The sequence below is a fragment of the Methylobacterium brachythecii genome, assembly GCF_014196345.1.
Taxonomy (GTDB): Bacteria; Pseudomonadota; Alphaproteobacteria; order Rhizobiales; family Beijerinckiaceae; genus Methylobacterium; species Methylobacterium brachythecii.
This window is the reverse complement of record NZ_JACIDN010000006.1, coordinates 60,485-84,428: the sequence shown is the minus strand read 5'-3', so window position 1 is coordinate 84,428 and position 23,944 is coordinate 60,485. Positions and strand designations below refer to the sequence as shown.

The window sequence follows — 23,944 nt, the reverse complement described above, 5'->3', positions numbered from 1 at the left end:
GAGGACGATGCGCTGGCCAATCCGGCGCATCCCCACATCCGACATTCGCCACGTCCGGCCCGGCGTTACCCGTCCTGGCCGACTCGGTCCGGCGTCAGTTGTTGGAGGCCGCCCGGAACGTGTCGCAGGACTTGGTCTGACCGCTCTTGTAGCCGGTGGTGAACCAGCGCATCCGCTGGGCCGACGAGCCGTGCGTGAAGCTGTCGGGCACGGCGTAGCCCTGGCTCTGCTCTTGCAGCTTGTCGTCGCCGATGGCGCTGGCGGCGTTCAGGGCCTCCTGGATGTCGCTCTGGTCGAGCGAGTTCCACTTGTCGTTCGAGTTCTTGGCCCAGACGCCGGCGAGGCAGTCGGCCATGAGCTCGATGCGCACCGAGAGCTGGTTCGACTCGGTCTTGCTGCTCGCGTTCTGCTGCCGCCCCTGGACCTTGCCGAGGATGCCGAGCACGTCCTGGACGTGGTGGCCGACCTCGTGCGCGATCACGTAGGCATAGGCGAACTCGCCCTTCACGCCGAACTTGCGCTGCATATCCTGGAAGAAGGTCGTGTCGAGATACACCTTCTTGTCGATCGGACAGTAGAACGGCCCCATCGCCGCCCGCGCATCACCACAGCCCGAGCGGGTGCCGCCCTTGTAGAGAACCATCGTCGTGGTCGTGTACTGCTTGCCCGTCTGGTTCGGCAGCACCTCTTTCCAGACGTCCTCGGTATTGCCCAGGATCGCGGCGGCGAATTTTCCGGATTGGTCGGTGGGCGGGGCACGGCGGCGCGCCTGCGTGTCGGGATCGGCGCGCTCCTCGCGGGGCATGCCGCCCCCGCCGCCGGTGACCTGCGAGTAGCCGCCGATCAGGATCGCCGGGTTGATGCCCGTGGCCCAGCCGATGATGCACAGGATCACGATGGTGCCGATGCCGAGTCCGCCGGCCCCGCCGCCGGGAAAGCCCCCGCCTATGCCACCGCCGCCTTCGCCGCGACGGTCCTCGATGTTGTCCGAGCTGCGGAAATCGTCCCAACGCATGGCCGTCTCGTCCCGTGATGTGCCGCCGGGGCGAGGCCGGCGTCTGGCTTGAGAATGATCTGAGGAAAAATACGGTTCCGCTTGAACCCGCGCAGCCTATCAGGTCGTGGCGTCGAGCGCCGCCCGCAAAGCGCGGAAATCGCGCCAGGCCAGCCGCTTCTGCACCGGTTGGCGCAGCAGATAGGCCGGATGCAGCGTGGCGAGCGCCCTGATCTCGCGGCCATCCGGCAGCGCGTAGGGGAAGAAGCGCCCGCGCGCCCGCAGGATGCCGTCCTTGGTGCCCGTGAGCGTCTGCGTGGAAGGCGCGCCGAGGCAGACGAGAATCGCAGGGTTCACCAGGGCAATCTGCCGTTCGATGAAGGGCCGGCAGATCGCGACCTCCTGCGGCGTCGGATTGCGGTTGCCCGGCGGACGCCAGGGCACGATGTTGGCGATGTAGGCGCTCGTCCGGTCGAGCCCGACTGCCGCCATCATCCGGTCGAGCAACTGGCCGGAGCGGCCCATGAAGGGCTTGCCGACCCGGTCCTCGTCGGCGCCCGGCGCCTCGCCGACGAACATGACCCGCGCCGCCGGATTGCCGTCTGCGAAGACGAGGTTCTTGGCGGTGAAGCGCAGGCCGCAGCCCTCGAAGTCGCGCAGCAGCGCCTCGAGTGCCTCCAGCGATTGGGTCTCGGCGGCCTTCGCTCGCGCGTCGATCGCGGCTTCCTCGGGCTTCGCCGAGGCCGATCCTCCGAAGGTGCGGGGCGCCGCCGGCCTCGGCTCGGGCGTCGCGTCGCGGGAGGGCAGCGGTTCGCGGCGGAGTTCGGGCCTGGGGGCGGATGGGACGTCCCGTCGCGTGTCGCCGAACGTTTCGCGGGCCGGCGGCGCCAGATCCGCTTCCGTGAAGCGATCGTGCGGGGTTTCGTCGAGCATGATGTCGACGCCGGCCTCCGCGTGGAAGTCGAGGAGCGCGATCAGGTCTGAGCGATCGGGGCCGAGGGACGCCATGGCGCTGATGTGGCTCGGATCGGCGCTGTGGACAACACTCTCTTGCGGCCCGCGCACCGCGACTTGCCGTTGTGGTTGCACTTGGTCGACCAAGGGCTCTCCTACCAGAGGCGACTTGCGTTCCTAGTTTGGAATGGGTTGAGAGACATCTTGAGCATATGCGCCCGCTCCGGCTTCGTCCGTGAGGTCTGACGCGCCGAAGGAAGACTTGGAGGAATAAGAGGATGGCGTTGCCGGAACGCGAGGGCATGGACTTCGACGTCGTGGTCGTCGGCGCGGGGCCGGCCGGCCTCGCAACCGCGATCCGGCTGAAACAGATCTCCGCCGAGAAGGGCGAGGAGATCAACGTCGTCGTCGTCGAGAAGGGCTCCGAGGTCGGCGCGCACATCCTTTCCGGCGCCGTGATCGATCCGTCGGGCCTCGACGCGCTGTTGCCCGATTGGCGCCAGGACGACGAGCGACCCCTCACCACCGAGGTGCAGCGCGACGTCTTCCTCTACCTCACGCCGCATAGCGGGATGCGGATTCCCAATTTCGTGATGCCGCCTCTGCTGTCGAACCACGGCAAGTTCATCGGCTCCCTATCGAACGTCACGAAATATCTCGCGGCAAAGGCCGAGGCACTCGGCGTCGAGATCTATCCGGGCTTCCCAGCCTCCGAGATCCTGTTCGATGAGGCTGGCGCCGTCACGGGCGTCGCCACCGGCGACCTCGGCATCGGCAAGAACGAGCAGCCGCGCGACGACTTCACGCGCGGCATGGAACTGCGCGGCAAATACGTGGTGTTCGGGGAAGGCGTGCGCGGCTCGCTGACCAAGCAGCTGATCGCCAAGTTCGATCTCGCAAAGGACGCGGATTACCAGAAATTCGGACTCGGCGTGAAAGAGCTCTGGCAGCTCGCCGCCGACAGGTTCGAGCCCGGCCTTGTGCAGCACACCCTGGGCTGGCCGCTGTCCAACAAGACCGGCGGCGGCTCCTGGATGTACCATTTCGGGGAAAATCTGCTCTCCGTCGGGTTCGTCACGCACCTGAACTACGAGAACCCGACTCTGTCGCCGTTCGAAGAGTTGCAGCGCTTCAAGACCCACCCGATGATCCGCGAGGTCTTCGAAGGCGCCAAGCGCATCGGCTACGGCGCCCGCGCCATCAACGAGGGCGGCTGGCAGTCGGTGCCGAAGCTGGTCTTCCCGGGCGGCTGCCTCGTCGGCGATGCCGCCGGCTTCGTGAACGTGCCGCGCATCAAGGGCTCGCACAATGCGGTCCTTTCGGGCCTTCAAGCGGCCGAAGCGATCGCGATTGCGCTCTCGGCTGGCCGCCAGGGCGACGAACTGACGACCTACGAACAGGGCTGGCGTGGCAGTGCGATCGGTCGCGATCTCAAGCCGGTGCGCAACGTAAAGCCACTGCTATCGCGCTATGGAACGGCGCTCGGCACCGGCCTCGGCGGCTTCGAGATGTGGACCAACACGCTGCTGAACGCCTCGGTCTTCGGCACGCTCAAGCACGGCAAGCCGGACCATGCCTGCCTGAAGCCGCTCTCCGAGGTGCAGCCGATCAAATACCCGAAGCCCGACGGCAAGATCAGCTTCGATCGCCTGTCCTCGGTCTACCTGTCCAACACGAACCACGAGGAGGACCAGCCTGTCCACCTCAAGGTCAAGGACATGACCCTGCAGAAGACATCCGAGCACGACGTGTTCGGCGGCCCTTCCGGCCGCTACTGCCCGGCCGGCGTCTATGAGTGGGTCGAGGATACGAGTGCCAGCGACGGCATCCGCTTCCAGATCAACGCGCAGAACTGCGTCCACTGCAAGACCTGCGACATCAAGGACCCGAACCAGAACATCAACTGGGAGACCCCGGAAGGACCGGGTGGCCCGAACTACACGAACCTGTAGCTCGAGCAGTCCCGGGCAGAGCCTGCGAGGTCTCGTGTCGAGCATGGACCGCTTCACCGCGGTCGCAGTGAAGCGCCCGCGCGCGCCATGCTTTCGCCGTTAGGCCATGGCTTGCGGAGACGGCGGAAGGGATTAGTGTCCCCCGCCACATCGGCGCAGGCCGCTCGCCAGCGCACGAAGGAGCCGTATCTGGTGATCATGAACGGAAACGCCGCCCGCCGCCGGACCCTGTCGGCGCTCACCCTGCTCCTCGCCTCGTCGGTGCCGACGAGCCTCTCCGCCGCGGCGGCGCAGCCGCGCGAATCCTCGCCGATCTCCGAATACGAGCCGGCCGAGTCCCTCGAAGGCAACTTCCTCTCCGCCTACATCGCCGGCGCCGCCAAGGACACGTCGGCGGCCGCGAGCTTCTACCGCGAGGCGGTGAAAGGCGATCCGCGCAACGCCGAACTGCTGGAGCGCGCCTTCGTCTCGCTGCTCGCCGACGGCGCGATGACCGACGCTTTCCGTGCCGCGGAGCGCCTCTCGACCCGCGAGGGCGCGAACGGTCTCGCCCAGCTTTCGCTCGGCGTTCGCCAGCTCAAGGCCGGTCAATATTCGGCGGCTCGCCAGAGCTTCGGCCGCAGCGGCAAGGGCGCGGCCGCGGACCTGACCTCGACCCTGCTCACCGCCTGGTCCTATGCCGGCGCCAATGACGGCAAGCGCGCCCTCGACACGGTGAACAAGCTGCGTGGTGAGCGCTACTTCAACGTGTTTCGCGACTACCATGCCGGCCTGATCGCCAACCTCGTCGGCGACAAGGCAGAGGCCGAGCGCCGTCTCAAGGCGGCCTACGACGCCGATCACAACACCCTGCGCATCGTCGACGGCTATGCCCGCTTCGAGGCTGCGGCGGGCAAGACCGATGTCGCCATCCAGGCCTATACGGATTTCGACAAGGTGCTGCCGCGGCATCCGATCGTCACCGATGCCCTCGACAAGCTGAAGGCCGGCAAGCCCCTGAGCCAGTTGATCAACTCGGCTCAGGAAGGCGCCTCCGAGGTGCTTTACGGGCTCGGTTCCGCCGGCTCGACGCAGGGCGACGAGCTGCCGGCGGTGGTCTACCTCCGGCTCGCCCTCTATCTGAACCCGGATCACGGCGTCGCCCGCCTGACGCTGGCGGACACGCTCGACCGGATGAAGCAGGCCGATCGCGCCAACGAGGCCTATGGCCAGATCCCGGCCAGTTCGCCGCTCAAGCTCAATGCCGACATCCAGATCGGCCTCAACCTCGAGCAGATGGGCAAGGGCGAGGAGGCGCTTCAGCATCTCGACGCCGTCCAGAAGGACCATCCTGACAACGTCGACGTGATCTCGGCCCTGGGCAACGTCCAGCGCTCGCGCAAGAAGTTCGCCGATGCCGCCGAGACCTATAGCCGTGCGATCAAGTTGATCGGCCCCGCGCAGGAGGCCGGCTACTGGACGCTGTTCTACTTCCGCGGAACCGCCTACGAGCGCGCCGGCGAGTGGCCCAAGGCTGAGGCCGACCTCAAGAAGGCGCTCGACCTGATCTCGCCGACCCAGCCCAACGCGCGCGCCCAGGTGCTGAACTACCTCGCCTATTCCTGGGTCGACCGGAACATGAACATCGACGAGAGCTTCAAGATGCTGAAGCAGGCCGTCGACCTATCGCCGCGCGACGGCATGATCATCGACTCGCTCGGCTGGGCCTATTTCCGCCTCGGCCGTTGGGACGACGCGGTGCGCGAATTGGAGAAGGCCGTCGAGCTGAAGCCCGGCGATCCGACCATCAACGATCACCTCGGCGACGGCTACTGGCGCACCGGCCGCCGGCTGGAGGGCAAGTTCCAGTGGCAGCACGCCAAGGACCTGAACCCCGAGCCGGACGACCTCGCCAAGATCAACGCCAAGCTCAAGGACGGCCTGCCCGATCCCGACAAACCGGCAGTGACGGCGCAGAATCCGCCCGCTCCGGCCGAGCAGACCCCGGCCCCGGTGGCGGCCCCGCACAACGCCGAAAACCCGGAGCTTCCGAAGGGCGCGCCGGCTCCGAGCGAGCCTCCGGGCGCGGCCGACAAGACCGACAAGAAGCCGGGCGGCTAGCAGGCGGCTTGCTTGCCGGGTCTTGCGCGGTCGCCTATGGCCGCGCTTCGATTCCGTTCAGCCCCAGCGACGTTCCGTGACCGCGCTCACCACCCTGGCTCCGGCCAAGATCAATCTCACGCTGCACGTCCTCGGCCGGCGTGCGCGTGACGGCTATCACGCGCTCGAAAGCCTCGTCGCGTTTGCCGGTGTCGGCGACACGCTGACGCTGGAGCCGGGCGCGACCCTGAGCCTCGACGTCTTCGGTCCCACGGCAGGGCCTGCCGGTCCGACCGACGACAATCTCGTCCTGAGGGCGGCTCGCCATCTGGCGGCGGCCATCTCGGGCCTGCGCGTCGGCGCATTCGCGCTCGACAAGCGCCTTCCCGTGGCGGCGGGCATCGGAGGCGGCTCGTCCGACGCGGCCTCGGCCCTGCGCCTACTCGCGCAGCTCAACGCCTTGCCGCTCAATCATCCCGCGATCATTGCGGCTGCCCGCGCTGCGGGGGCCGACGTGCCGGTCTGCCTCGATCCGCGGGCGCGGATGATGCGCGGGGCTGGCGAAGATCTTGGGCCGGCGCTCGATCTGGCGCCGCTGCCGGCTCTGCTGATCAATCCCGGCGTGCCGGTCTCGACCGCACCCGTGTTCAAGGCGCTGGGGCTCGCCGTCGGCCAGACGTTGCCCGGGGCAGAGCACCCGGCAATCGAGGCCGGTCTGGATCTGGATGGCGTGCTTGCGGCCATTACTCCGGCGCGCAACGACCTCGAAGCTCCTGCGCTGACTGTCGCCCCGATCATCGGCGAGGCGCTCGGCGCCCTGCGCGACCAGCCAGGTTGCCGGCTCGCGCGCATGTCGGGCTCGGGCGCGACGGTGTTTGCCGTCTTCTCGGACGAACAGGCGGCAGCGCGAGCGGCGGCGGCGATCGGTGCCGAGCGGCCGAGCTGGTGGATCGAGGCGACGACGCTGAGCTGAGCTGACCGGGCGCCTTCAGTGCGCCCGCGCGATGCAGAAATCCACGACCTGCAGCAGCGCCGTCTTCACAGGCCCGTTCGGGAACAAGGCCAGCGCGTCGCGCGCCATTGCGCCGTAGTGACGGGCGCGCTCCGTGGTGTCTTCGAGCGCGCGATGGCGGCGCAGGATGGCAAGCGCAGTTTCGAGATCGCCCTCGGCGATTTCGCCGTCCTGCAGCGTGCGCCGCCAGAAGGTGCGCTCCTCCTCGGAGCCACGCCGGAAGGCCAGCACGATCGGCAGCGTGATCTTGCCTTCGCGAAAATCGTCGCCGACGTTTTTACCCAGGCTGGCACTGGTGCCGCCGTAATCGAGCACGTCGTCGACGAGCTGGAAGGCGATGCCGAGATTCATGCCGTAGGAGCGGCAGGCCGCCTGCTCCGCGCGCGGGCGTTCGGCAAGAACCGGCCCGACCTCGCAGGCGGCGGCGAACAGCTCGGCAGTCTTGCCGCGGATCACGGCGAGGTACTCGTCCTCGCTGGTTTCGGTGTTCTTGGCGGCGGTGAGCTGCATCACCTCGCCTTCCGCGATCACGGTGGCAGCGGAGGAGAGGATGTCGAGGGCACGCAGCGAGCCCACCTCCACCATCATGCGGAAGGCCTGGCCGAGCAGGAAGTCGCCGACGAGGACGCTCGCCTCGTTGCCCCACTTGATGCGGGCGGCGACCCGACCACGGCGCATGTCGCTCTCGTCCACGACGTCGTCGTGCAGGAGGGTCGCCGTGTGCATGAACTCGACGCTGGCCGCGAGCTTCACCGCGCCGTCATCTCCGCGATAGCCGCAGAGATCGGCGCAGGCGAGCGTCAGGATCGGGCGCAGACGCTTGCCGCCCGAGGCGATCAGGTGCTGCGCGACCTCGGGGATCATCGTGACGGCCGAGCCGGTGCGCGACAGGATCGTGGTGTTGACCCGCTCCATGCCGCCCGCGACGAGGGCGACGAGATCGTTCAGGGAGCTTTCCGGATCGGAGCGGCTCTCATCGAGGGAAACGACGACGCCCAAAACGCACCTGCCTGCGAACCTGTCCGCATGCGGATGGGGCCCCGCATCCCGGACGTACGCGACCCCTTCGCACGGGCCGTGCTGCCTCGCAACACGCGCGCGGTCGCATCGGACGCGCCTCACCCGTGCGTGAGCTCGGGTTGGATGCTAGAGCGGGCGCCTACCGCAGGGAAGCCGCGCACCCGTGACCGAGCTGATCCGCACCAACGACGTCGTCCTGATCGGCTTTGCGCGCTCGCTGCTGGAAGGCGCCGAGATCCCGGTCCTGGTCGCGGACGAACATATGAGTCTGATGGAGGGCTCGATCGGCGCGTTCGGACGCCGCCTTCTGGTCCCCGACGATCATGTCCGGCAGGCTCGGCGTATCCTCACCGATGCCGGCCTTGCGTCGGAACTCCGCGATGACGGAGCCCGCTGAACCGGATCGCTGGCTCGGCGGCCGTCTGAGCCTGCGCCAGCCGCCGCGCGGCGCCCACCGGGCCGGCACTGATGCCGTGTTGTTGGCGCGGTTGTTCGATCCACACCCGGGCGCCGTCATTTGCGACCTCGGTGCGGGGACCGGCGCCGTCGGGCTCGCCTATGCCGCGCTCCACCCGGGTTGTCGCGTCGTCCTGGTGGAAAGGGACGAGGGGCTTGCCGCCCTGGCGCGGCAGAACATCGGCGAGAACGGCCTCGCCGATCGCGCCACCGTCGTCGAGGCTGACGTGCTCGCGCCGGGTACGCGGCGGCGAGAGGCAGGCCTGTCGCCCGACATGGCCGACATCCTGGTGACGAACCCGCCCTTCTTCGAGGAAGGGCGCCATCGCCCTTCACCGATTGCGGGGAAAGCCTCCGCTCACACCTTCGCGGCAGACGGGTTGGAAGCATGGCTGCGCACCTGCGCCGATGTGCTGCGCCCGAGTGGACGGCTCGGCCTGATCCATCGTGCAGACAGTTTGCCCGATTGCCTCGACGCGATGCGCAAGCGCTTCGGGACGATCACCGTACGCCCGATCCATACCGCTCCCGATCGCCCGGCGATCCGCGTGCTGATCGGTGCCGTGATGGGGAGCCGGGGACCGTTCTCGCTGTTGCCGCCCCTGGTGCTTCACGATGCATCCGGCTGCTTCACGGCGGAGGCCGAGGCCCTGCATCGTGGCGGAGGCCTGGAGTCATGAAAAAGGGGCGCCCGCGAGCGCCCCTGCCGTGCCTGTGATCGGTTCGCGATCAGAAGAAGAAGCGTCTACGATAGTAGCGCGGACGATAGTAATACCGCGGACGGTAGTAGTAGCGGCGATAATACCGCGGGCGGTAATAGTAGCGCGGACGGTAGTAGCGACGGCGGACGAAGTAGTAATAAGCCTTCTCGACCGTCGGGGCTGGGCTCGTCTCGGCAACGATGCCGGCAACTGGCATCGGCGCGGCATTGACGGATGCGCTGAGGCCGATAGCGCCCCCGAGCATCCCGATGATCAACATCATCAAACGTAAGGCACGCATGACGTCTTGCTTCCTCCGCTGAGTGGCCGCCCAAGTGCACGGTCGTAGCGCGTGGACGGATCGCGACTCGACACGAGCGTATGATCCATAAACAACGCTCAATGGGAATTGTCGATTTGTCCTCATTTATGTTTTGAGAGGGGTTGAAACACGTAGTTCCCGCCCTTGGCGTCTAGAGCAAGCTCAATGCCTATGTTGCCGGCGGCGGGACTTATTGCGAACGTCATCAGTCAGTTGCGGCGCCAGCTGGCCCTCGTCTTCGAAGGTGACGGCCTTTCGCGACGATCTCAAAAGATTGCTCAAGATGGTAACCAGTGGCCGCCCCGATGCGTGGAGGGCGGATCACAGTGGCGTGACGTCTCTCTGCGCTTTACGCAGAGCATCAGCCCGTTTCCCCGGATCTGAACACGATGCCGAGCACCACCGTGATTGCCGACGGCCTGCGCCGCTTCCTTCCCGCGCGATGGCGCCAGACGCCGCCGCGCGTGGCGGTGCTACGGCTCAATGGGGCAATTGGCGCGGTCTCGCCGATCCGTCCGGGCCTCTCCATCGCGACGCTCGCGCCCAGCCTGGAGCGGGCTTTCGCCATGCCGCGCATCGCCGCGGTAGCGCTGATCGTCAATTCGCCCGGCGGATCGGCCGCACAGTCGCACCTGATCTATCGGCGCATCCGCACCCTGGCCGCCGAGAAGAAGCTGCCGGTCTTCGCCTTCGTCGAGGATGTCGCTGCGAGCGGTGGCTACATGATCGCCTGTGCCGCAGACGAGATCATCGCCGACCCGGCCTCGCTGGTCGGCTCGATCGGCGTGGTCTCGGCGGGGTTCGGCTTCGACAAGCTCATCGAGCGTTTCGGCATCGAGCGGCGTGTCCACACGCAGGGCGAGGCCAAGGCGATGCTCGATCCGTTCCGGCCCGAGGACCCGGCCGACGTAGAGCGCCTGAAGGCCATCCAGGCCGACGTGCAGGGCCTCTTCACGAGCCTCGTCAGCGAGCGGCGCCCGCGGCTGCCGAGCGGCCAGAGTCTGTTCACGGGCGCGGTCTGGAGTGGCCGTCAGGCTCTTGAGCTCGGTCTCGTCGATGCGCTTGGCGACTTGCGCACGACGATGAGGGCGCGGTTCGGCGAGAAGGTCGATCTCAAGCTCGTCGCCGAGGCCAAGGGCTCGTTCCTCGCCCGGCTGTTGCGAAGGGCCGGACCCGGCGCGACGGCCGCTGCGATCCCCGATGCCTGGATCGGGGCCATCGAAGAGCGCGCCGCCTGGGCGCGCTTCGGGCTCTGATCAGCGGCTGGCGGTCGGGCAGCCGGCGGGCACGTTGGCGTAGCCGCTATAGACCACGCGGACCTTGCGGTTGCAGGTCTCCGGCGTGACGGCGCTGGCGACCGGCGCGATCTCGACGGGCGTCACTGCGACGGCCTGGGTCACGCTCTCGGGGCTGTCCGAGGTGGCCAGTGCGTTGCTGGCTCCGATCACCATCGGCGTGGCGAGGAGCGAGGTGGCGACGAGAGCGGCGAGAACAGTGTAACGCTGGCGCATGACGTGGCTGCCCAAATGTTCGTCCACCACCCGGGTGGAGCTTGACCGTTTGATTGCTGCGTTAACTTGGCAGTAATCTTCTGGTTCCGGTTTGAGCGGATTCGTCGCCGAAGGATGTGCAGGCCCGCACGCGGGGCCGGGAAATTGCGCTCCCGCGGGCGCAACTCGGGTGTGATGGTGCACGCCCGGCCCGGGAGTTAAGTCGACCCATCGAGCCGCGAAACGGCAGAGGAGTTCCGAACAGCGTGGCCCGTGCCTCCGACCGATCCGATTCTCGTCAGGAGACCTCCGCCGTCGAGGCGCGACGCGCGGCCATCGTCGCAGCGGTCCGCCAGCGCGGCTTCGTGACGATCGAAGCGCTGGCAGCGAGCCACGGCGTGACGGTGCAGACGATCCGGCGCGACCTCAACGAACTCTCCGCCGAAGGGCGCCTGGAGCGTTACCGCGGCGGCGGCGGCCTGCCCTCCAGTGTCGAAAACGTGGAATACGCGGACCGCCGGGTCACGCTCTCCGCCGAGAAGACGCGGATCGGTCGCCTCGCTGCCGGCCGGATCCCCTCGCATTGCTCGGTCTTCATCGGGATCGGGACGACGACCGAGGCCGTGGCCCGCGAACTGACCCGGCACGACGACCTCTCGATCGTCACCAACAACCTGCACGTCGCGCTCTCGCTCGCAGAGGCAACCGATTTTCGTATCGTTGCGGCGGGTGGCACGATCCGCCGCGACGGGGCCGTGCTCGGACAGCTCACCCTCGATACGCTGAGCCAGTTCCGGGTGGATTATGCCGTGATCGGCTGCAGCGGCATCGATGGCGACGGTACGCTGCTCGATTTCGACTACGAAGAGATCCGCGCCACCCAGGCGATCCTGGCGCATGCCGAGACCACGTTCCTGGTCGCCGACCACAGCAAGTTCTCCCGCCGTCCAATGGTGCGCGTCGGCAGCCTGGAGCAGGTGGATACCCTGTTCACCGACCGGGCTCCCCCACCCGACATCGCCGCGCTCATGGAGCGGCAGGGGATCGAGGCGGCAATCGCTCCAGGTACGGCTGCCGATTGACCGGATCAGCGACGTGCCGCGTCCGCTCCCTACTCTGGGACGAGGGAAGGCACCCGATCGCACATGTCATCGAACAGAAATGATCGTTCGCGAACGCTGAAATTTTCGCTTGCGAACATCATGAAGTGCGCAATATGGTTCCGGATCGGCATTGCGCCAGTTCCGGGAGTGAGTTTTGCAGACTGCCTACGATCTGCTGGTCATTGGCGGCGGCATCAACGGTGCCGGCATCGCGCGCGACGCGGCGGGGCGGGGCTTGAAAGTGCTGCTTTGCGAGCGCGGGGATCTTGCCGAGTTCACCTCGTCATCGAGCACCAAGCTGATCCATGGCGGCTTGCGCTATCTCGAATATTACGAGTTTCGCCTCGTCCGAGAGGCCCTGGCCGAGCGAGAGCGGTTGCTCCGCCTCGCCCCGCACATCATCTGGCCGTTGCGCTTCGTGCTTCCCCGCGACGAGGGCCTTCGCCCGGCCTGGATGCTGCGGATCGGGCTCTTTCTCTACGACCATCTCGCGCGGTTGCGAACGCTGCCGGGCTCGGCTTCGGTTCGTTTGCGAACGTCGCCGCTGGGCAAGCCGCTGCAGGAGCGTCTCAACAAAGGCTTCGTCTATTCGGATTGCTGGGTCGAGGACAGCCGGCTCGTCGTGCTTAACGCCATGGATGCGCAGCTGCGCGGCGCGGAGATCCGTACACGGACCGGCGTCGCCTCGGCCCGCCGCGAGGGCGATGCCTGGGTTGCGGAACTTCACGACGAGAGGAGCGGCGCCGCCGAGACGGTTCGCGCCAAGGCAGTGGTCAACGCGGCCGGCCCCTGGGTCAGCGAGACGCTCGGCGAAACGCTGGGAATCAACAGCCGCGCAGCGGTGCGCCTGATCAAGGGCAGCCACATCGTCGTGAGGCGGCTCTTCGAGGGCGAGCAGGCCTACATCCTGCAGCAGCCCGACCAGCGCATCGTCTTCGCGATCCCGTATGAGCGCGACTTCACGCTGATCGGCACCACCGACGTGCCCTACGAGCGCGAGCCCGGCGCCGTGACGATCTCGCCCGAGGAGACCGCTTATCTCTGCGACTGCATCAACCGATCCTTCGCGAAAAGCATTGGTCCGGAGGACGTAGTCTGGAGCTATTCGGGCGTGCGCCCGCTCTACGACGATGCCGCCGCGAACGCCTCCGCGGTCACGCGCGACTACGTGCTCGACGTTTCCGACCAGAACGGCAGCCTGCCGGTCCTCTCGGTTTTCGGCGGTAAGATCACGACCTATCGCCGCCTCGCCGAACACGCGATCGAGAAGCTCGAAGACTACTTTCCCGGTCTCAAACCAGCCTGGACCGGCGCTGCGGCCCTCCCGGGCGGCGACATGCCCGGTGCGGATTTCGACGCCTTCCTGGACGCGCTGAAAGCCGAGGCGCCGTTCCTGCCTGCGGAGACCGCCCGACGGCTGTCGCGCGCCTACGGAACACGGACGCGAGACATCGTTCGGAATGCCAGATCGCTCGCCGATCTCGGCGAGGCCTTCGATGGCGGCCTGACCGCGCGGGAAGTTGATTACCTCCGCGACCAGGAATGGGCGATCACGGCTCACGACATCCTGTGGCGCCGCTCCAAGCTCGGCCTGCACACGAGTGCGGAGAGCGAGACGCGCCTTCAGGCCTACATCGAGGGGAAGGCCGCACAGGCCGCGTAATCACCGAGACGAGCCCGACCGGCAAAAGACCGACGGGGCGAAACAGCAGACGAATCCCAGGGAGGGATGAGCCATGAGCCGATATGTCGGTGCCATCGACCAGGGCACCACGAGCAGCCGCTTCATCGTGTTCGACCGCAAGGGCACCGTCGTCTCGGTGGCCCAGGAGGAGCACGAGCAGATCTTTCCAAAGCCGGGCCATGTCGAGCACGACCCGCGGGAGATCTGGAAGAAGACCCGCAAGGTGATGAAGAAGGCCCTCGAAAAGGCCGACCTCAAGCCCAAGGATCTCGTCGCCATCGGCATCACCAATCAGCGAGAGACCACGCTGATCTGGGACAAGACAACCGGCGAGCCGCTGCACAACGCTCTGGTCTGGCAGGACACCCGCAACGACCGTCTCGTCGCTGAATTCGCCAAGAAGGGCGGCCCCAACCGATTCCGTGACGTCACCGGCCTGCCGCTGGCCAGCTACTTCTCCGGGCTGAAGTTGCGCTGGCTCCTCGACAACGTGAAGGGCGCCCGGGAGAAGGCCGAGGCCGGCGACGTGCTCTTCGGCAACATCGACACCTGGCTCGTCTGGAACCTCACCGGCGGCGCAGAGGGCGGCCTGCACCTCACCGACGTGACCAATGCCAGCCGCACGCAGCTAATGTCGCTGGAGACGCTCGAATGGGACGAGGGCATGCTGAAGGCCTTCGACATCCCGCGCGCGATGCTGCCGAAGATCGTCTCGTCGAGCGAGGTCTACGGCGAGACCAAGGTGCCGTTTGAGGGCGTCCCGATTGCCGGAATCCTCGGCGACCAGCAGGCCGCCCTTTTCGGCCAGACCTGCTTCACACCGGGTGAGGCGAAAAACACCTACGGCACCGGTTGCTTCGCGCTGATGAACACCGACGGGAAACCCGTCCCGTCGAGCGCCGGCCTCGTCACGACGCTGGCCTATCGGCTCGACGGGCAGAAGCCCGTCTACGCGCTCGAGGGCTCGATCGCTGTGACCGGCTCGCTGGTGCAGTGGCTGCGCGACAACCTCGGGATGATCAAGGAGAGCGCCGAGGTCGAAAAGCTCGCCGCGACCGTCGAGGACAATGGCGGCGTCTATTTCGTGCCGGCCTTCTCCGGCCTCTACGCACCGCACTGGAACGACGCCGCACGCGGGCTGATCATCGGCCTGACCCGCTACGCCAACCGGGGCCACATCGCCCGCTCGGTGCTCGAAGCCACGGCTTTCCAGACCAAGGAAGTCCTGGAGGCCATGGAGAAGGATTCCGGCATTGCGGTGAAGGAGCTGCGCTCGGATGGCGGCATGGTCGCCAACGATACGCTGATGCAGTTCCAGGCCGACATCCTCGACGTTCCGGTGGTGCGCCCGAAGGTCACCGAGACCACCGCGCTCGGCGCCGCCTACGCGGCCGGTCTCGCCACCGGCTACTGGAAGGATCTCGACGACCTCAAGCACAATTGGAGCGTCGACCATCGCTGGGAGCCGAAGATGGATACCGGCCAGCGCAAGAAGATCTACGCCGCCTGGAGCCGCGCGGTGAAGCGCTCCTTCGACTGGAAGACCGACGAGGATTGAGGGCTCCGTCCGCCCCCCCCGTCATTGCGAGCGCAGCGAAGCAATCCAGGGATGCGCGGAGCTCGACGAGTTCGGCTGGATTGCTTCGCTTCGCTCGCAATGACGGCAGAGGGGCGTGATCCGGTCGAAGACTTCAGCGACGTCAGCGCGAGAACGCGCGACACAGGAGGATACGCCATGACCTCGCCGTTCCTGGGCGAAATGTTGGGTACGATGACCCTGATCATCTTCGGCGACGGCGTCGTGGCCGGGGCGCTGCTGGCGAAGTCCAAGGGTGAGGCCATGGGCTGGGTCGGGATCACAGCGAGCTGGTGCTTCGGCACGATCGCCGGGATCTTCGTGGCCACCGCTGCCGGCAGCGCCGATGCGCATATCAACCCCTCCGTGACCGTCGCGGCCGCCGTCGCCACCGGCGACCTGAGCAAGCTCGGCGTCTACATCCCCGCCCAGATGATCGGTGCCTTCTTTGGCGCGGCGATCGTCTGGCTGCACTACCTGCCGCATTGGGGGGCGACACAGGACAAGGATCTCAAGCTCGCCTGCTTCTGCACGGGGCCGGCGATCCGCAACATGGGCGCGAACCTCCTGGCCGAGATCATCGCCACCTTCGTCCTGGTGCTGGTGATCTACGCGGTGGTCTCGAAGGCCGTCGTTGCACCCGGAGCCTTCCCGACCGGCGTAGCTCCCTACATCATCGGCGTGCTGGTCTGGGGTATCGGCCTCTCGCTCGGTGGCCCCACTGGCTACGCCATCAACCCGGCCCGCGACCTCGGGCCGCGCATCGCGCACGCGCTCCTGCCGATCCCCGGCAAGGGCGGTTCGGATTGGGGCTACGCCTGGATCCCGGTCGTCGGCCCGGTCATCGGGGCGACGATCGCCGCCCTTTTCGTCGGAATCGTAGGGATCTGAGGGAACATCGATCGGACGACGAGACGTCGAGGACACTCGCCTCTGCGGCCAAGCCGTGCTCAAAGGACCGCGGATTTTCCGATCGGGCCCAAGCTCCATGATCCGCCGCCTCTACGAGTGGATACTCGCGCTCGCAGCCACGCCGTCGGCGCCCTGGGTGCTCGGCGTGGTGGCCTTCGCAGAGAGTTCGTTCTTTCCGGTGCCCCCCGACGCGATGATGGTGCCGATGGCGGTGACCCGGCCGGAGAGGGTCTGGCTCTACGCCACCATCGCGACGGTGGCCTCCGTTCTCGGCGGCCTCCTCGGCTATGCGATCGGCGCGCTGCTCTTCGATTCCGTCGGCCAGTGGCTGTTCCAGCTCTACGGGCTGACCGACAAGGCCCACACTTTCCAGGAATCCTACGCCAAGTACGGGCATTGGGTGATCCTACTGAAGGGACTAACGCCGATCCCCTACAAGCTGGTGACCATCACCTCGGGCTTCGCCCATTACAGCCTGTTCTGGTTCGTGGTGCTCTCGATCATCACCCGCGGCGCTCGCTTCTTCGTGCTGGCGGGACTGCTCGGCCGCTACGGCCTCTCGATCCGCGCGGTGCTCGACCGGCACCTCAACGTCGTCGTGGCGATCTCGGTGGCGGTGATCATCCTCGGCTTCTTCGCGCTCAAGGTGGTGTTCTGATGCGCCTCGGCCCCTTGCTGCGCCCCCGGACGGCTGCGCTCTTGGTCCTGCTCGGTGCCGTGCTGACGGTGGGTGGAGCGCTCTATTTCGAGCATGTCCTGGGTTACGTGCCGTGCAAGCTTTGCCTGACCGAGCGTGTGCCCTACTACCTCTCGCTGCCGCTGGCGGCGCTGGCGATGATCGCGCCGGGACGCGGCCCGAAGCTGATCCTCGGCCTGATCGCCCTGGTGATGCTCTACGGGTCGGGCCTCGGCATCTACCACGCGGGTGCCGAGTGGGGCTTTTGGCCGGGACCGAGCGATTGCGGCGGCGGGTCGGCCGCCGCGGCCGACATCAACGATTTCCTGAAAGACCTTGCGGTCAAACAGCCCGTCGATTGCACCAAGGCGGCCTGGAGCTTTCTTGGGATCTCGCTGGCCGGCTGGAACGCGGTGATCGCCGCGTTCCTGGCTGCGTTCGCAGGAGCCGCCGCGCTGTCGCGTCAGCTCTCGACCGGACCGCACCAGCCCGGCAGGTAGCCGGCATCCATCGACTTCGCGAGGCCGAGCGCCTCCTCGATCGCCTTCGAGAAGTCGTTCTCGACAGCCTTCCGCTTCATCCGCCTGCGCAGGAAGTCCGCCCAGAGGAATTCGCTGAACGGCGTCGTATCCTTGGCGAAGCCGCCGGCCCGACGGAGTTCTCCGGCGAGACTGCGGAACGGGTCATCGACGAGCTCGGAGATCTTCTTGGGAACCTCGGCATAGCCGACGCGGACACCCTCGTCGTTGTAGGGGTGGGACCATGATTTGAGATCGATCACCGTCCAAAAGGCGTCCTTGTCGAGCGCGTGCAGGTCGGCGACCACGTTGACCAGCACGTTCTCCTCGCCCTCCTCCTGCAGTGCGCGAGCGAGGTGATGGTGGTCGATGACGTAGTGGCGCTTCTTCGGTCCGAGCAGGACCGGGATCATGTGCGAGCCGAGGAACGCGGCCTTCTTGTCGGGATCGTGCTCCCGCCAGCGCTTGCGCTTCTCCTCGACCTCCCTGTAGCCGACCGTGATCTGGGTCGGCCGAAGCTCGGCGATCGGTACCGGTTTCAGAAGGGGTTCACGGGTTGTCATGGCGGCGTCTCCGAAAGGGCCCCAGGCGCTGAGGCGAACGCCTGATTCATTCGGAATGCAAGCGGCGGAACGTCACGTTCGTGAGACGTCAGCCCTTCTGCAATCCGCCCATCGCGCAGACCATCGCCCACTCGGCCTCCGTCACCGGCTGAACCGAAAGCCGAGAGTTGTTCACCAACACCATGTCCTTGAGCCGCGGCTCGGCCTTGATCGCGTCGAGCGTGACGGGCTGCGGCAGCGGCTTCACGGCCTTGATGTCCACCATGCCGAAGCGGCCGGACTCGTCAGTGTGGTCCGGATAGTATGGCTTGATCACCTCGACGATGCCGACGACCGCCTTGCCCTCGTTCGAGTGGTAGAAAAAGCCGCGCTCGCCGACCGTCATGGCCTGCATCTGGTTCTTGGCGAGATGGTTGCGCACGCCGCTCCAGAACGTACCGCCCTCCCCCGCCTCCACCTGTTGCTGCCAGGACCAGGTCGAGGGTTCGGACTTGAACAGCCAATAGGCCATCGTGGGGCGGCTCCGTGGAGGAAGGCCGACCGTCTACACGTGGCAGGCCGGCGCCGGAAGTCATCGCCCACGCCCGTCATTGCGAGCGCGGCGAAGCAATCCAGGGCCAACGCACGGACGTCAGCCCGTTGGCCCTGGATTGCTTCGGCTTCGCCTCGCAATGACGGTGAGGCTTATTCGGCGGTCGACAGCAGCGCCCTGTCGAGCACCCGCGCCACGTGCTCGGCCTCTCGCTGAACGCCGTCATGGATCTGATGGCGACAGCTGGTGCCGTCGGCGACGACGAGGTCGTCGGGGCCGGCTTTGCGGAGCGCCGGAAACAGAGACAGCTCGGCCATGGCGAAGGACACGTCGATGGTCTCGGCCTTGTAGCCGAAAGCGCCGGCCATACCGCAGCAGCTCGACTCGATCACCTTCACATCGAGGCCCGGCACCGCGCGGAGCACCGTCTCCACAGCCCCCATCGCCCCGAAGGACTTTTGGTGGCAGTGGCCATGCAGATGCGCCACCCGGCCGGCCTGGTCGGCGAGGTCCAGGGTGATGCGCCCGGCCTGCAGGTCGGCGGCGAGAAGCTCTTCGAACAGGAAGGCCTGCTCGGCCAGCGCTTTCGCTTCCTCACCGGGCAGCAATGACAAAAACTCGTCGCGGAAGGTGAACAGGCAGGACGGCTCAAGCCCGACCACGCGGGCACCGGCTCGCACGAAGGGCAGCAGCGCGTCGAGCGTGCGACGGGCCTCCTCACGAGCGCGGTCGGTCTGCCCGGAAGCGAGATACGTCCGGCCACAGCAGAGCGGGCGGCTGCCCGAATGCGCGACCACGCGATGCAGCCGGTAGCCGGCCGCCTTCAGCACCCGCTCGGCCGCCTCCAGGTTCTCGCGCTCGAAGGCCCGGTTGAAGGTGTCGCCGAACAGGATGACGTCCTGCCATTCGCCGGTCACATCCGCCGGCTTGGCAACGGGCCCCTGCTCGCGCCAGGGCCGGCGCCATTCCGGCAGCGAGCGCCGGGCCGAGAGGCCGAGCATCTGCTCGCCGAGCTTGGCGAGCGCCGGGATCTGGTTGCGCAGGTTCATCAGCGGGGCGAGCCGCGCGGCAATTCCCGCATAGCGCGGCATCTCCGCGATCACCCGGTCGCGGGCCGGCAGGCCGTGCTCGGCATGGTAGTGATGAAGGAACTCGATCTTCATCTTGGCCATGTCGACGCCCGTGGGGCATTCGCGCCGGCAGGCCTTGCAGGACACGCACAGATCCATCGTGCGCTTCATGTCGGCCGAGGTGAAGGCGTCCTTGCCGAGTTGGCCCGAGAGAGCGAGGCGCAGGGAGTTGGCGCGGCCGCGAGTAAGGTGCTGCTCCTCGCGCGTGGCGCGATAAGAGGGACACATCGCGCCGCCGGCGAGCTTCCGGCAGGTGCCGTTGTTGTTGCACATCTCGACGGCGCTACCGAGCCCGCCCCAGTCCGACCAATCGAGGGCCGTCTCGATCGGCTGCACCGCGTAATCCGGCTTGAACCGGAACAGCGAGCGGTCGTCGAACTTCAGCGGGCGGACGATCTTATTCGGGTTCAGCCGGTTCTCGGGATCGAAACCGTCCTTCACCGTCTCGAAAGCCCGCGTGAGGGTCGCGCCGAACAGCGGCTCGACGAATTCCGAGCGCGAGATGCCGTCGCCGTGCTCTCCCGAATACGAGCCCTTGTAGCGCCGCACGAGATCGGCGGTCTCTTCCGCGATGGCCCGCATCTGCCGAACGCCGCCGGCATCCTTCATGTCGAGGATCGGCCGCACGTGCAGACAGCCGACGGAGGCGTGCGCGTACCAGGTACCGCGGGTGCCGTGCTTCGTGAAAACCTCGGTGACGGCGTCGGTGTAGTCGGCGAGGTGCTCCAGCGGCACCGCGCAATCCTCGATGAAGGAGATCGGTTTCGCATCGCCCTTCATCGACATCATGATGTTGAGGCAGGCCTCGCGCACCTCCCAGACGGTCTTCTGGCGGGAAGGCTCCAGCACCTCGACCACGGCATCGGAAAAACCGTGATCGGCCATGCAGGCATCGAGACGCTTCAGATCCGCTTTCAGCGTATCGAGATCGTCGCCGGCGAACTCGGCGATCAGCAGGCAATTGGGCTTGCCGCGGGTGATGTCGGCGAGAGTCGCCTTGAACAGCGGGATGTCGGCGCCGAGCACCAGCACGTTGTTGTCGACGAGCTCGACCGCGACTGGGCCGAGGGCGACGAGGTGCTGGGTCGTCTCCATCGCCGCGCGGAACGATGGGAAGTGGCAGATGCCGAGCACCCGATGCGTCGGCAACCGCGACAGCTTCAGGGTCACCGAGGTGGTCGCGGCGAGCGTGCCCTCGGAGCCGACCAGCAGGTGGGCGAGGTTCGGGCGAGGCTCGATCAGGCTGTCGAGGTTGTAGCCGCCGACGCGTCGTTGGACGTTCGGATACCTGTCGAGGATCTCCTGGCGGTTGTCCTGCGCCAGCGCGAGCATGCGCCGCGCCAGTTCCTCCGCCCTGGCCGAGCCGGTGACGCCGAGGGTCTCGTTTCCGGTCAGCCCGAAGCCGAAGGCTTCCGCATCGTGGAACAGGGCCTCCATGGCCAGCACGTTGTCGCTCATCTTGCCGAAGCGCAGCGAGCGGGCGCCGCAGGAATTGTTGCCGGCCATGCCGCCGATGGTGCAGCGGGTCGCCGTCGAGGGCTCGACCGGGAAGAACCAGCCATCGGCCTTTACGCGCGTATTCAGCCGCTCCAGCACCATGCCCGGCTCGACGGTGATGGTGCCGGCCTCCGCGTCGTAGGCGGTCATCGCGTTGAAGTGGCGCGAGCAATCGACCACCAGCCCCGAGCCGATCGGCTGGCCGTTTTGCGAGGTGCCCCCTCCCCGCATGATGACGGGCACGCCGTGCTCGGCGGCGATGGTCAGGGTCGCCGCGAGGTCGTCGCGGCTCTTCGGCAGCACCACGCCCGCCGGCATGATCTGGTAGATCGAGGCATCCGTGCTGTAGCGCCCGCGCGTGAACGCGTCGAAACGAACGTCGCCCTGAAGGGCCTGCGACAAGCGTTGCTCCAGACGTCCGACTTTCGGAGCCCCTCTCGCGCTGTCACCGTCCATGATCCGTTTCCCTTCCGGCCATCATCGCATTCGACCGGTCGCTATCCGGATCATCGCCACTTCGGCGAACGTTTGTATACATAATTCAAAATTCATTTTTGCTCAAGTTCGCAACGCGCCTCTGGCATGCGGATCAGGTCCGTCAAAATGAATTCAAAAATGATCGGAAAGACTCTCAACTTGAATGCGTGATCCGGTGTCCAAGCGGGCAATGCCCGTCTGGCTCAGGCCGTCACCGCTTCCTCGACGCCATTCTCATCGGCCTGTCCTTCGCGCTTGGCGGCGGCGCGGTGCTTGTTGCGGAGGTGGCGGAACAGGATGTCGCTCATCTCGGAGCCGGCACGGCGGCGAAGAGCGTCGAGCATTTCTTCGTGCTCGCGCATCGCCTCGCTCCAACGGTCCCGATCGTCGTCGAGATTGGCGGCGTAGCGCGTCCGCCGCAGGCGGCCGGCGAAGTTCGCGTAGGTCGTCCTCAACGGCTCGTTGTCGGCCGCTGCGACGATCGCGTCGTGAATCGCTTGGTTGCAGGCGAAGTATCCGTGGAGATCGCGCCGCAGATAGTGGCCGTACATCTCGTGATGCAGGCGTTCGAGCGCGGCGAAGGCCTCCTCCGAGATCTTCTCGCAAGCGAGCCGTCCCGCCAGGGCTTCGAGGCCGCCCATCACGTCGAACAACTCGGTCAATTCGCGCTCGCCGATCCGGCGAACGCGCGCGCCGCGGTTGGGCAACAGATCGATCAGGCCCTCAAAGGCCAGGACCTTCAAGGCCTCGCGCAGGGGCGTTCGCGAAATGCCGAATCGTTCGCAAAGGAGCCGCTCAGGTACCCGGGCGCCGGGACTGAGATTGCCCTCGACGATGAAGTCACGCAGCCGCTCCAGCACCTCGCCGTGCAGCGATTGCATCAATGGTTCGGGCTGATCACGTCGCTCGTCCCTCGCGGGGAGCGGCTCAAGGCCGGTGACGGACATGTGCATTTTTCCTCATGCTGGGGTCGTAGCAGTGGCGGGATCACCCGTCGACATGCATTATGTCCACAAATCTGACTTGCCATCTCGAATTTTGAATGCAAAATGCTTGAATAAGCTGGCGGCCTTTGAGGAAGATGCCAGCACCGGGAGGCCGTTATGACGACGCGTACGGGACGCCATTTTCTGAACATTCCGGGCCCGAGCCCCGTCCCCGATCGCGTCATGCGAGCGATGGATCGGCAGGTGATCGATCACCGCGGGCCGGAATTCGCCCGGCTTGGACACGAGGTCCTCGAAGGCTGCAAGGCCGTCTTCCAGACCAAGGCACCGGTGATCATCTACCCCTCTTCCGGCACCGGTGCCTGGGAGGCCACGATCGTCAACACCCTGTCGCCGGGCGATCGCGTGCTGATGTTCGAGACCGGCCATTTCGCGACCCTGTGGCAGAAGATGGCCGCACGCTGGGGCATCGAGGTCGACTTCGTGCCCGGCGACTGGCGGCGCGGCGCCGATCCGGCGATCGTCGAGGCGAAGCTCGCCGAGGATCGCGAACACGCGATCAAGGCGGTGATGGTCGTCCACAACGAAACCTCGACCGGCGCGACGAGCCGGATCGCCGAGGTGCGCCGCGCGATCGACCAGGCAGGCCATCCGGCGCTGCTGCTCGTGGACTCGATTTCCGGCCTCGGCTCCGCAGACCTGCAGCACGACGCGTGGGGAATCGACGTCACGGTGAGTTGCTCGCAGAAGGGGCTGATGCTGCCCCCCGGCCTCGGTTTCACCGCGATTTCCGAGAAGGCGCGGGCAGCGGCGAAGGCAAACACATTGGCGCGCTCCTATTGGGATTGGGAGGAGATGTTGAAGCCGAACACGGACGGCTTCTTTCCCTACACCCCGGCCACCAACCTTCTGTTCGGCCTGCGCGAGGCGATCGCCATGCTGCTGGAGGAAGGTCTGCCGCAGGTCTTCGCCCGGCACCAGCGCCTCGCCGCCGCGACGCGCGCCGCCGTCCAGGGCTGGGGCCTGGAGGTGCTCTGCGAGGAACCGTCCGAATTCTCGCCCGTGCTGACCGCCGTCCTGATGCCCGATGGCCACGACGCCGACGCCTTCCGCAAACTGGTGCTCGATCGGTTCGACATGTCGCTCGGGACCGGGCTCGCCAAGCTCGCGGGGCGCGTCTTCCGCATCGGGCATCTCGGCGAATGCAACGAGCTGTCGCTGATGGGCGCGCTTTCCGGCGTCGAGATGGGTCTTGACGCGGCCGGCATCCCGCATCAGCGGGGTGGCGTGCTCGCCGCCATGACGAGCCTGCGGACCGGCCGCGACGACTGAGCCGACGGTCCTGGCCC

Annotated in this window: 22 protein-coding genes; 13 read left to right on the top strand and 9 right to left on the bottom strand. The window is 66.8% G+C overall.

All coding sequences use genetic code 11. The features are described from left to right. Positions 1-94 precede the first annotated feature (94 nt). Positions 95-1,015: a KPN_02809 family neutral zinc metallopeptidase gene (gene ypfJ / locus GGR33_RS16405; RefSeq protein ID WP_183507137.1), complete on the bottom strand. Its 921-nt coding sequence runs from the start codon at positions 1,013-1,015 to the stop codon at positions 95-97. A 99-nt stretch (positions 1,016-1,114) separates the two neighbouring features. Then, positions 1,115-2,002, bottom strand: a complete 888-nt coding sequence (locus tag GGR33_RS16400) for a uracil-DNA glycosylase (RefSeq protein ID WP_183507717.1) — start codon at positions 2,000-2,002, stop codon at positions 1,115-1,117. Between the two features lie 224 nt (positions 2,003-2,226). Here GGR33_RS16400 and GGR33_RS16395 point away from each other — a divergent pair, with 224 nt between their 5' ends. The 3 genes from GGR33_RS16395 to GGR33_RS16385 all read left to right on the top strand — a co-directional run bounded on the left by GGR33_RS16395 (position 2,227) and on the right by GGR33_RS16385 (position 6,952). Further along, positions 2,227-3,900: an electron transfer flavoprotein-ubiquinone oxidoreductase gene (locus tag GGR33_RS16395; RefSeq protein ID WP_183507135.1), complete on the top strand. Its 1,674-nt coding sequence runs from the start codon at positions 2,227-2,229 to the stop codon at positions 3,898-3,900. Positions 3,901-4,098: 198 nt separating this feature from the next. Then, on the top strand, positions 4,099-6,000 hold the full coding sequence (locus tag GGR33_RS16390) for a tetratricopeptide repeat protein (protein ID WP_183507715.1): 1,902 nt from the start codon (positions 4,099-4,101) through the stop codon (positions 5,998-6,000). A gap of 76 nt (positions 6,001-6,076) precedes the next feature. Beyond that, complete coding sequence (locus GGR33_RS16385; protein ID WP_183507133.1) at positions 6,077-6,952, top strand: 4-(cytidine 5'-diphospho)-2-C-methyl-D-erythritol kinase; 876 nt, start codon at positions 6,077-6,079, stop codon at positions 6,950-6,952. Positions 6,953-6,967: 15 nt separating this feature from the next. Here the strand turns inward: GGR33_RS16385 and GGR33_RS16380 are convergent, their stop codons facing one another. Further along, a complete protein-coding gene (locus GGR33_RS16380) occupies positions 6,968-7,990 on the bottom strand; it encodes a polyprenyl synthetase family protein (protein WP_183507131.1) in 1,023 nt (340 codons plus the stop codon). A gap of 184 nt (positions 7,991-8,174) precedes the next feature. On the opposite strand from GGR33_RS16380, the gene GGR33_RS16375 reads away from it, so the two are divergent. Next, positions 8,175-8,408, top strand: a complete 234-nt coding sequence (locus GGR33_RS16375) for a putative signal transducing protein (protein WP_183507129.1) — start codon at positions 8,175-8,177, stop codon at positions 8,406-8,408. Further along, entirely contained in the window at positions 8,392-9,147 is a 756-nt protein-coding gene (locus tag GGR33_RS16370) for a tRNA1(Val) (adenine(37)-N6)-methyltransferase (protein ID WP_183507127.1), read from the top strand. Before GGR33_RS16375 ends, GGR33_RS16370 begins: the two co-directional genes overlap by 17 nt. A gap of 49 nt (positions 9,148-9,196) precedes the next feature. Here GGR33_RS16370 and GGR33_RS16365 read toward each other — a convergent pair whose 3' ends face one another. Next, positions 9,197-9,469 (bottom strand): hypothetical protein, encoded by a 273-nt coding sequence (locus tag GGR33_RS16365; protein ID WP_183507125.1) that lies wholly within the window; start codon positions 9,467-9,469, stop codon positions 9,197-9,199. Positions 9,470-9,879: 410 nt separating this feature from the next. On the opposite strand from GGR33_RS16365, the gene GGR33_RS16360 reads away from it, so the two are divergent. Further along, entirely contained in the window at positions 9,880-10,746 is an 867-nt protein-coding gene (locus GGR33_RS16360) for a S49 family peptidase (protein ID WP_183507123.1), read from the top strand. On the opposite strand, the gene GGR33_RS16355 is transcribed toward GGR33_RS16360, so the two are convergent. Then, positions 10,747-11,001: a hypothetical protein gene (locus tag GGR33_RS16355; protein WP_183507121.1), complete on the bottom strand. Its 255-nt coding sequence runs from the start codon at positions 10,999-11,001 to the stop codon at positions 10,747-10,749. A gap of 245 nt (positions 11,002-11,246) precedes the next feature. Here GGR33_RS16355 and GGR33_RS16350 point away from each other — a divergent pair, with 245 nt between their 5' ends. The 6 genes from GGR33_RS16350 to GGR33_RS16325 all read left to right on the top strand — a co-directional run bounded on the left by GGR33_RS16350 (position 11,247) and on the right by GGR33_RS16325 (position 17,431). Further along, positions 11,247-12,062 carry a DeoR/GlpR family DNA-binding transcription regulator gene (locus tag GGR33_RS16350; protein ID WP_183507119.1) on the top strand — a complete coding sequence of 272 codons (816 nt, stop codon included), beginning with the start codon at positions 11,247-11,249 and terminating at the stop codon, positions 12,060-12,062. A gap of 175 nt (positions 12,063-12,237) precedes the next feature. Continuing rightward, a complete protein-coding gene (gene glpD, locus GGR33_RS16345) occupies positions 12,238-13,746 on the top strand; it encodes a glycerol-3-phosphate dehydrogenase (RefSeq protein ID WP_183507117.1) in 1,509 nt (502 codons plus the stop codon). Between the two features lie 73 nt (positions 13,747-13,819). Then, entirely contained in the window at positions 13,820-15,325 is a 1,506-nt protein-coding gene (gene glpK, locus GGR33_RS16340) for a glycerol kinase GlpK (RefSeq protein ID WP_183507115.1), read from the top strand. A 177-nt stretch (positions 15,326-15,502) separates the two neighbouring features. Continuing rightward, complete coding sequence (locus GGR33_RS16335; RefSeq protein WP_183507113.1) at positions 15,503-16,234, top strand: MIP/aquaporin family protein; 732 nt, start codon at positions 15,503-15,505, stop codon at positions 16,232-16,234. Between the two features lie 97 nt (positions 16,235-16,331). Next, a complete protein-coding gene (locus GGR33_RS16330; protein WP_183507111.1) occupies positions 16,332-16,913 on the top strand; it encodes a YqaA family protein in 582 nt (193 codons plus the stop codon). Further along, positions 16,913-17,431 carry a disulfide bond formation protein B gene (locus tag GGR33_RS16325; RefSeq protein ID WP_183507109.1) on the top strand — a complete coding sequence of 173 codons (519 nt, stop codon included), beginning with the start codon at positions 16,913-16,915 and terminating at the stop codon, positions 17,429-17,431. Before GGR33_RS16330 ends, GGR33_RS16325 begins: the two co-directional genes overlap by 1 nt. On the opposite strand, the gene GGR33_RS16320 is transcribed toward GGR33_RS16325, so the two are convergent. The 4 genes from GGR33_RS16320 to GGR33_RS16305 all read right to left on the bottom strand — a co-directional run bounded on the left by GGR33_RS16320 (position 17,395) and on the right by GGR33_RS16305 (position 22,595). Then, positions 17,395-18,012, bottom strand: coding sequence for a ParB-like protein (locus tag GGR33_RS16320; protein WP_183507107.1), 618 nt, complete (start codon positions 18,010-18,012; stop codon positions 17,395-17,397). The genes GGR33_RS16325 and GGR33_RS16320 overlap by 37 nt on opposite strands. A gap of 88 nt (positions 18,013-18,100) precedes the next feature. After that, a complete protein-coding gene (locus tag GGR33_RS16315; RefSeq protein WP_183507105.1) occupies positions 18,101-18,523 on the bottom strand; it encodes an EVE domain-containing protein in 423 nt (140 codons plus the stop codon). A 173-nt stretch (positions 18,524-18,696) separates the two neighbouring features. Further along, a complete protein-coding gene (locus GGR33_RS16310; protein ID WP_183507103.1) occupies positions 18,697-21,627 on the bottom strand; it encodes an FAD-binding and (Fe-S)-binding domain-containing protein in 2,931 nt (976 codons plus the stop codon). Between the two features lie 224 nt (positions 21,628-21,851). Then, positions 21,852-22,595: a GntR family transcriptional regulator gene (locus GGR33_RS16305; protein ID WP_246413196.1), complete on the bottom strand. Its 744-nt coding sequence runs from the start codon at positions 22,593-22,595 to the stop codon at positions 21,852-21,854. A 156-nt stretch (positions 22,596-22,751) separates the two neighbouring features. Here GGR33_RS16305 and GGR33_RS16300 point away from each other — a divergent pair, with 156 nt between their 5' ends. Further along, positions 22,752-23,927 carry a pyridoxal-phosphate-dependent aminotransferase family protein gene (locus tag GGR33_RS16300; RefSeq protein ID WP_183507099.1) on the top strand — a complete coding sequence of 392 codons (1,176 nt, stop codon included), beginning with the start codon at positions 22,752-22,754 and terminating at the stop codon, positions 23,925-23,927. The last annotated feature ends 17 nt before the right edge of the window (positions 23,928-23,944 follow it).

What these genes read in the sequence shown, in the direction of transcription:
- GGR33_RS16320 (WP_183507107.1), bottom strand. Translation starts at nt 18,012, where the DNA reads ATGACAACCCGTGAACCCCTTCTGAAACCGGTACCGATCGCCGAGCTT.
- GGR33_RS16395 (WP_183507135.1), top strand. Translation starts at nt 2,227, where the DNA reads ATGGCGTTGCCGGAACGCGAGGGCATGGACTTCGACGTCGTGGTCGTC.
- GGR33_RS16300 (WP_183507099.1), top strand. Translation starts at nt 22,752, where the DNA reads ATGACGACGCGTACGGGACGCCATTTTCTGAACATTCCGGGCCCGAGC.
- GGR33_RS16330 (WP_183507111.1), top strand. Translation starts at nt 16,332, where the DNA reads ATGATCCGCCGCCTCTACGAGTGGATACTCGCGCTCGCAGCCACGCCG.
- GGR33_RS16390 (WP_183507715.1), top strand. Translation starts at nt 4,099, where the DNA reads ATGAACGGAAACGCCGCCCGCCGCCGGACCCTGTCGGCGCTCACCCTG.
- GGR33_RS16310 (WP_183507103.1), bottom strand. Translation starts at nt 21,627, where the DNA reads ATGGACGGTGACAGCGCGAGAGGGGCTCCGAAAGTCGGACGTCTGGAG.
- GGR33_RS16365 (WP_183507125.1), bottom strand. Translation starts at nt 9,469, where the DNA reads ATGCGTGCCTTACGTTTGATGATGTTGATCATCGGGATGCTCGGGGGC.
- GGR33_RS16315 (WP_183507105.1), bottom strand. Translation starts at nt 18,523, where the DNA reads ATGGCCTATTGGCTGTTCAAGTCCGAACCCTCGACCTGGTCCTGGCAG.
- GGR33_RS16305 (WP_246413196.1), bottom strand. Translation starts at nt 22,595, where the DNA reads ATGTCCGTCACCGGCCTTGAGCCGCTCCCCGCGAGGGACGAGCGACGT.
- GGR33_RS16370 (WP_183507127.1), top strand. Translation starts at nt 8,392, where the DNA reads ATGACGGAGCCCGCTGAACCGGATCGCTGGCTCGGCGGCCGTCTGAGC.
- glpK (WP_183507115.1), top strand. Translation starts at nt 13,820, where the DNA reads ATGAGCCGATATGTCGGTGCCATCGACCAGGGCACCACGAGCAGCCGC.
- GGR33_RS16360 (WP_183507123.1), top strand. Translation starts at nt 9,880, where the DNA reads ATGCCGAGCACCACCGTGATTGCCGACGGCCTGCGCCGCTTCCTTCCC.
- GGR33_RS16325 (WP_183507109.1), top strand. Translation starts at nt 16,913, where the DNA reads ATGCGCCTCGGCCCCTTGCTGCGCCCCCGGACGGCTGCGCTCTTGGTC.
- ypfJ (WP_183507137.1), bottom strand. Translation starts at nt 1,015, where the DNA reads ATGCGTTGGGACGATTTCCGCAGCTCGGACAACATCGAGGACCGTCGC.
- GGR33_RS16335 (WP_183507113.1), top strand. Translation starts at nt 15,503, where the DNA reads ATGACCTCGCCGTTCCTGGGCGAAATGTTGGGTACGATGACCCTGATC.
- GGR33_RS16400 (WP_183507717.1), bottom strand. Translation starts at nt 2,002, where the DNA reads ATGGCGTCCCTCGGCCCCGATCGCTCAGACCTGATCGCGCTCCTCGAC.
- GGR33_RS16355 (WP_183507121.1), bottom strand. Translation starts at nt 11,001, where the DNA reads ATGCGCCAGCGTTACACTGTTCTCGCCGCTCTCGTCGCCACCTCGCTC.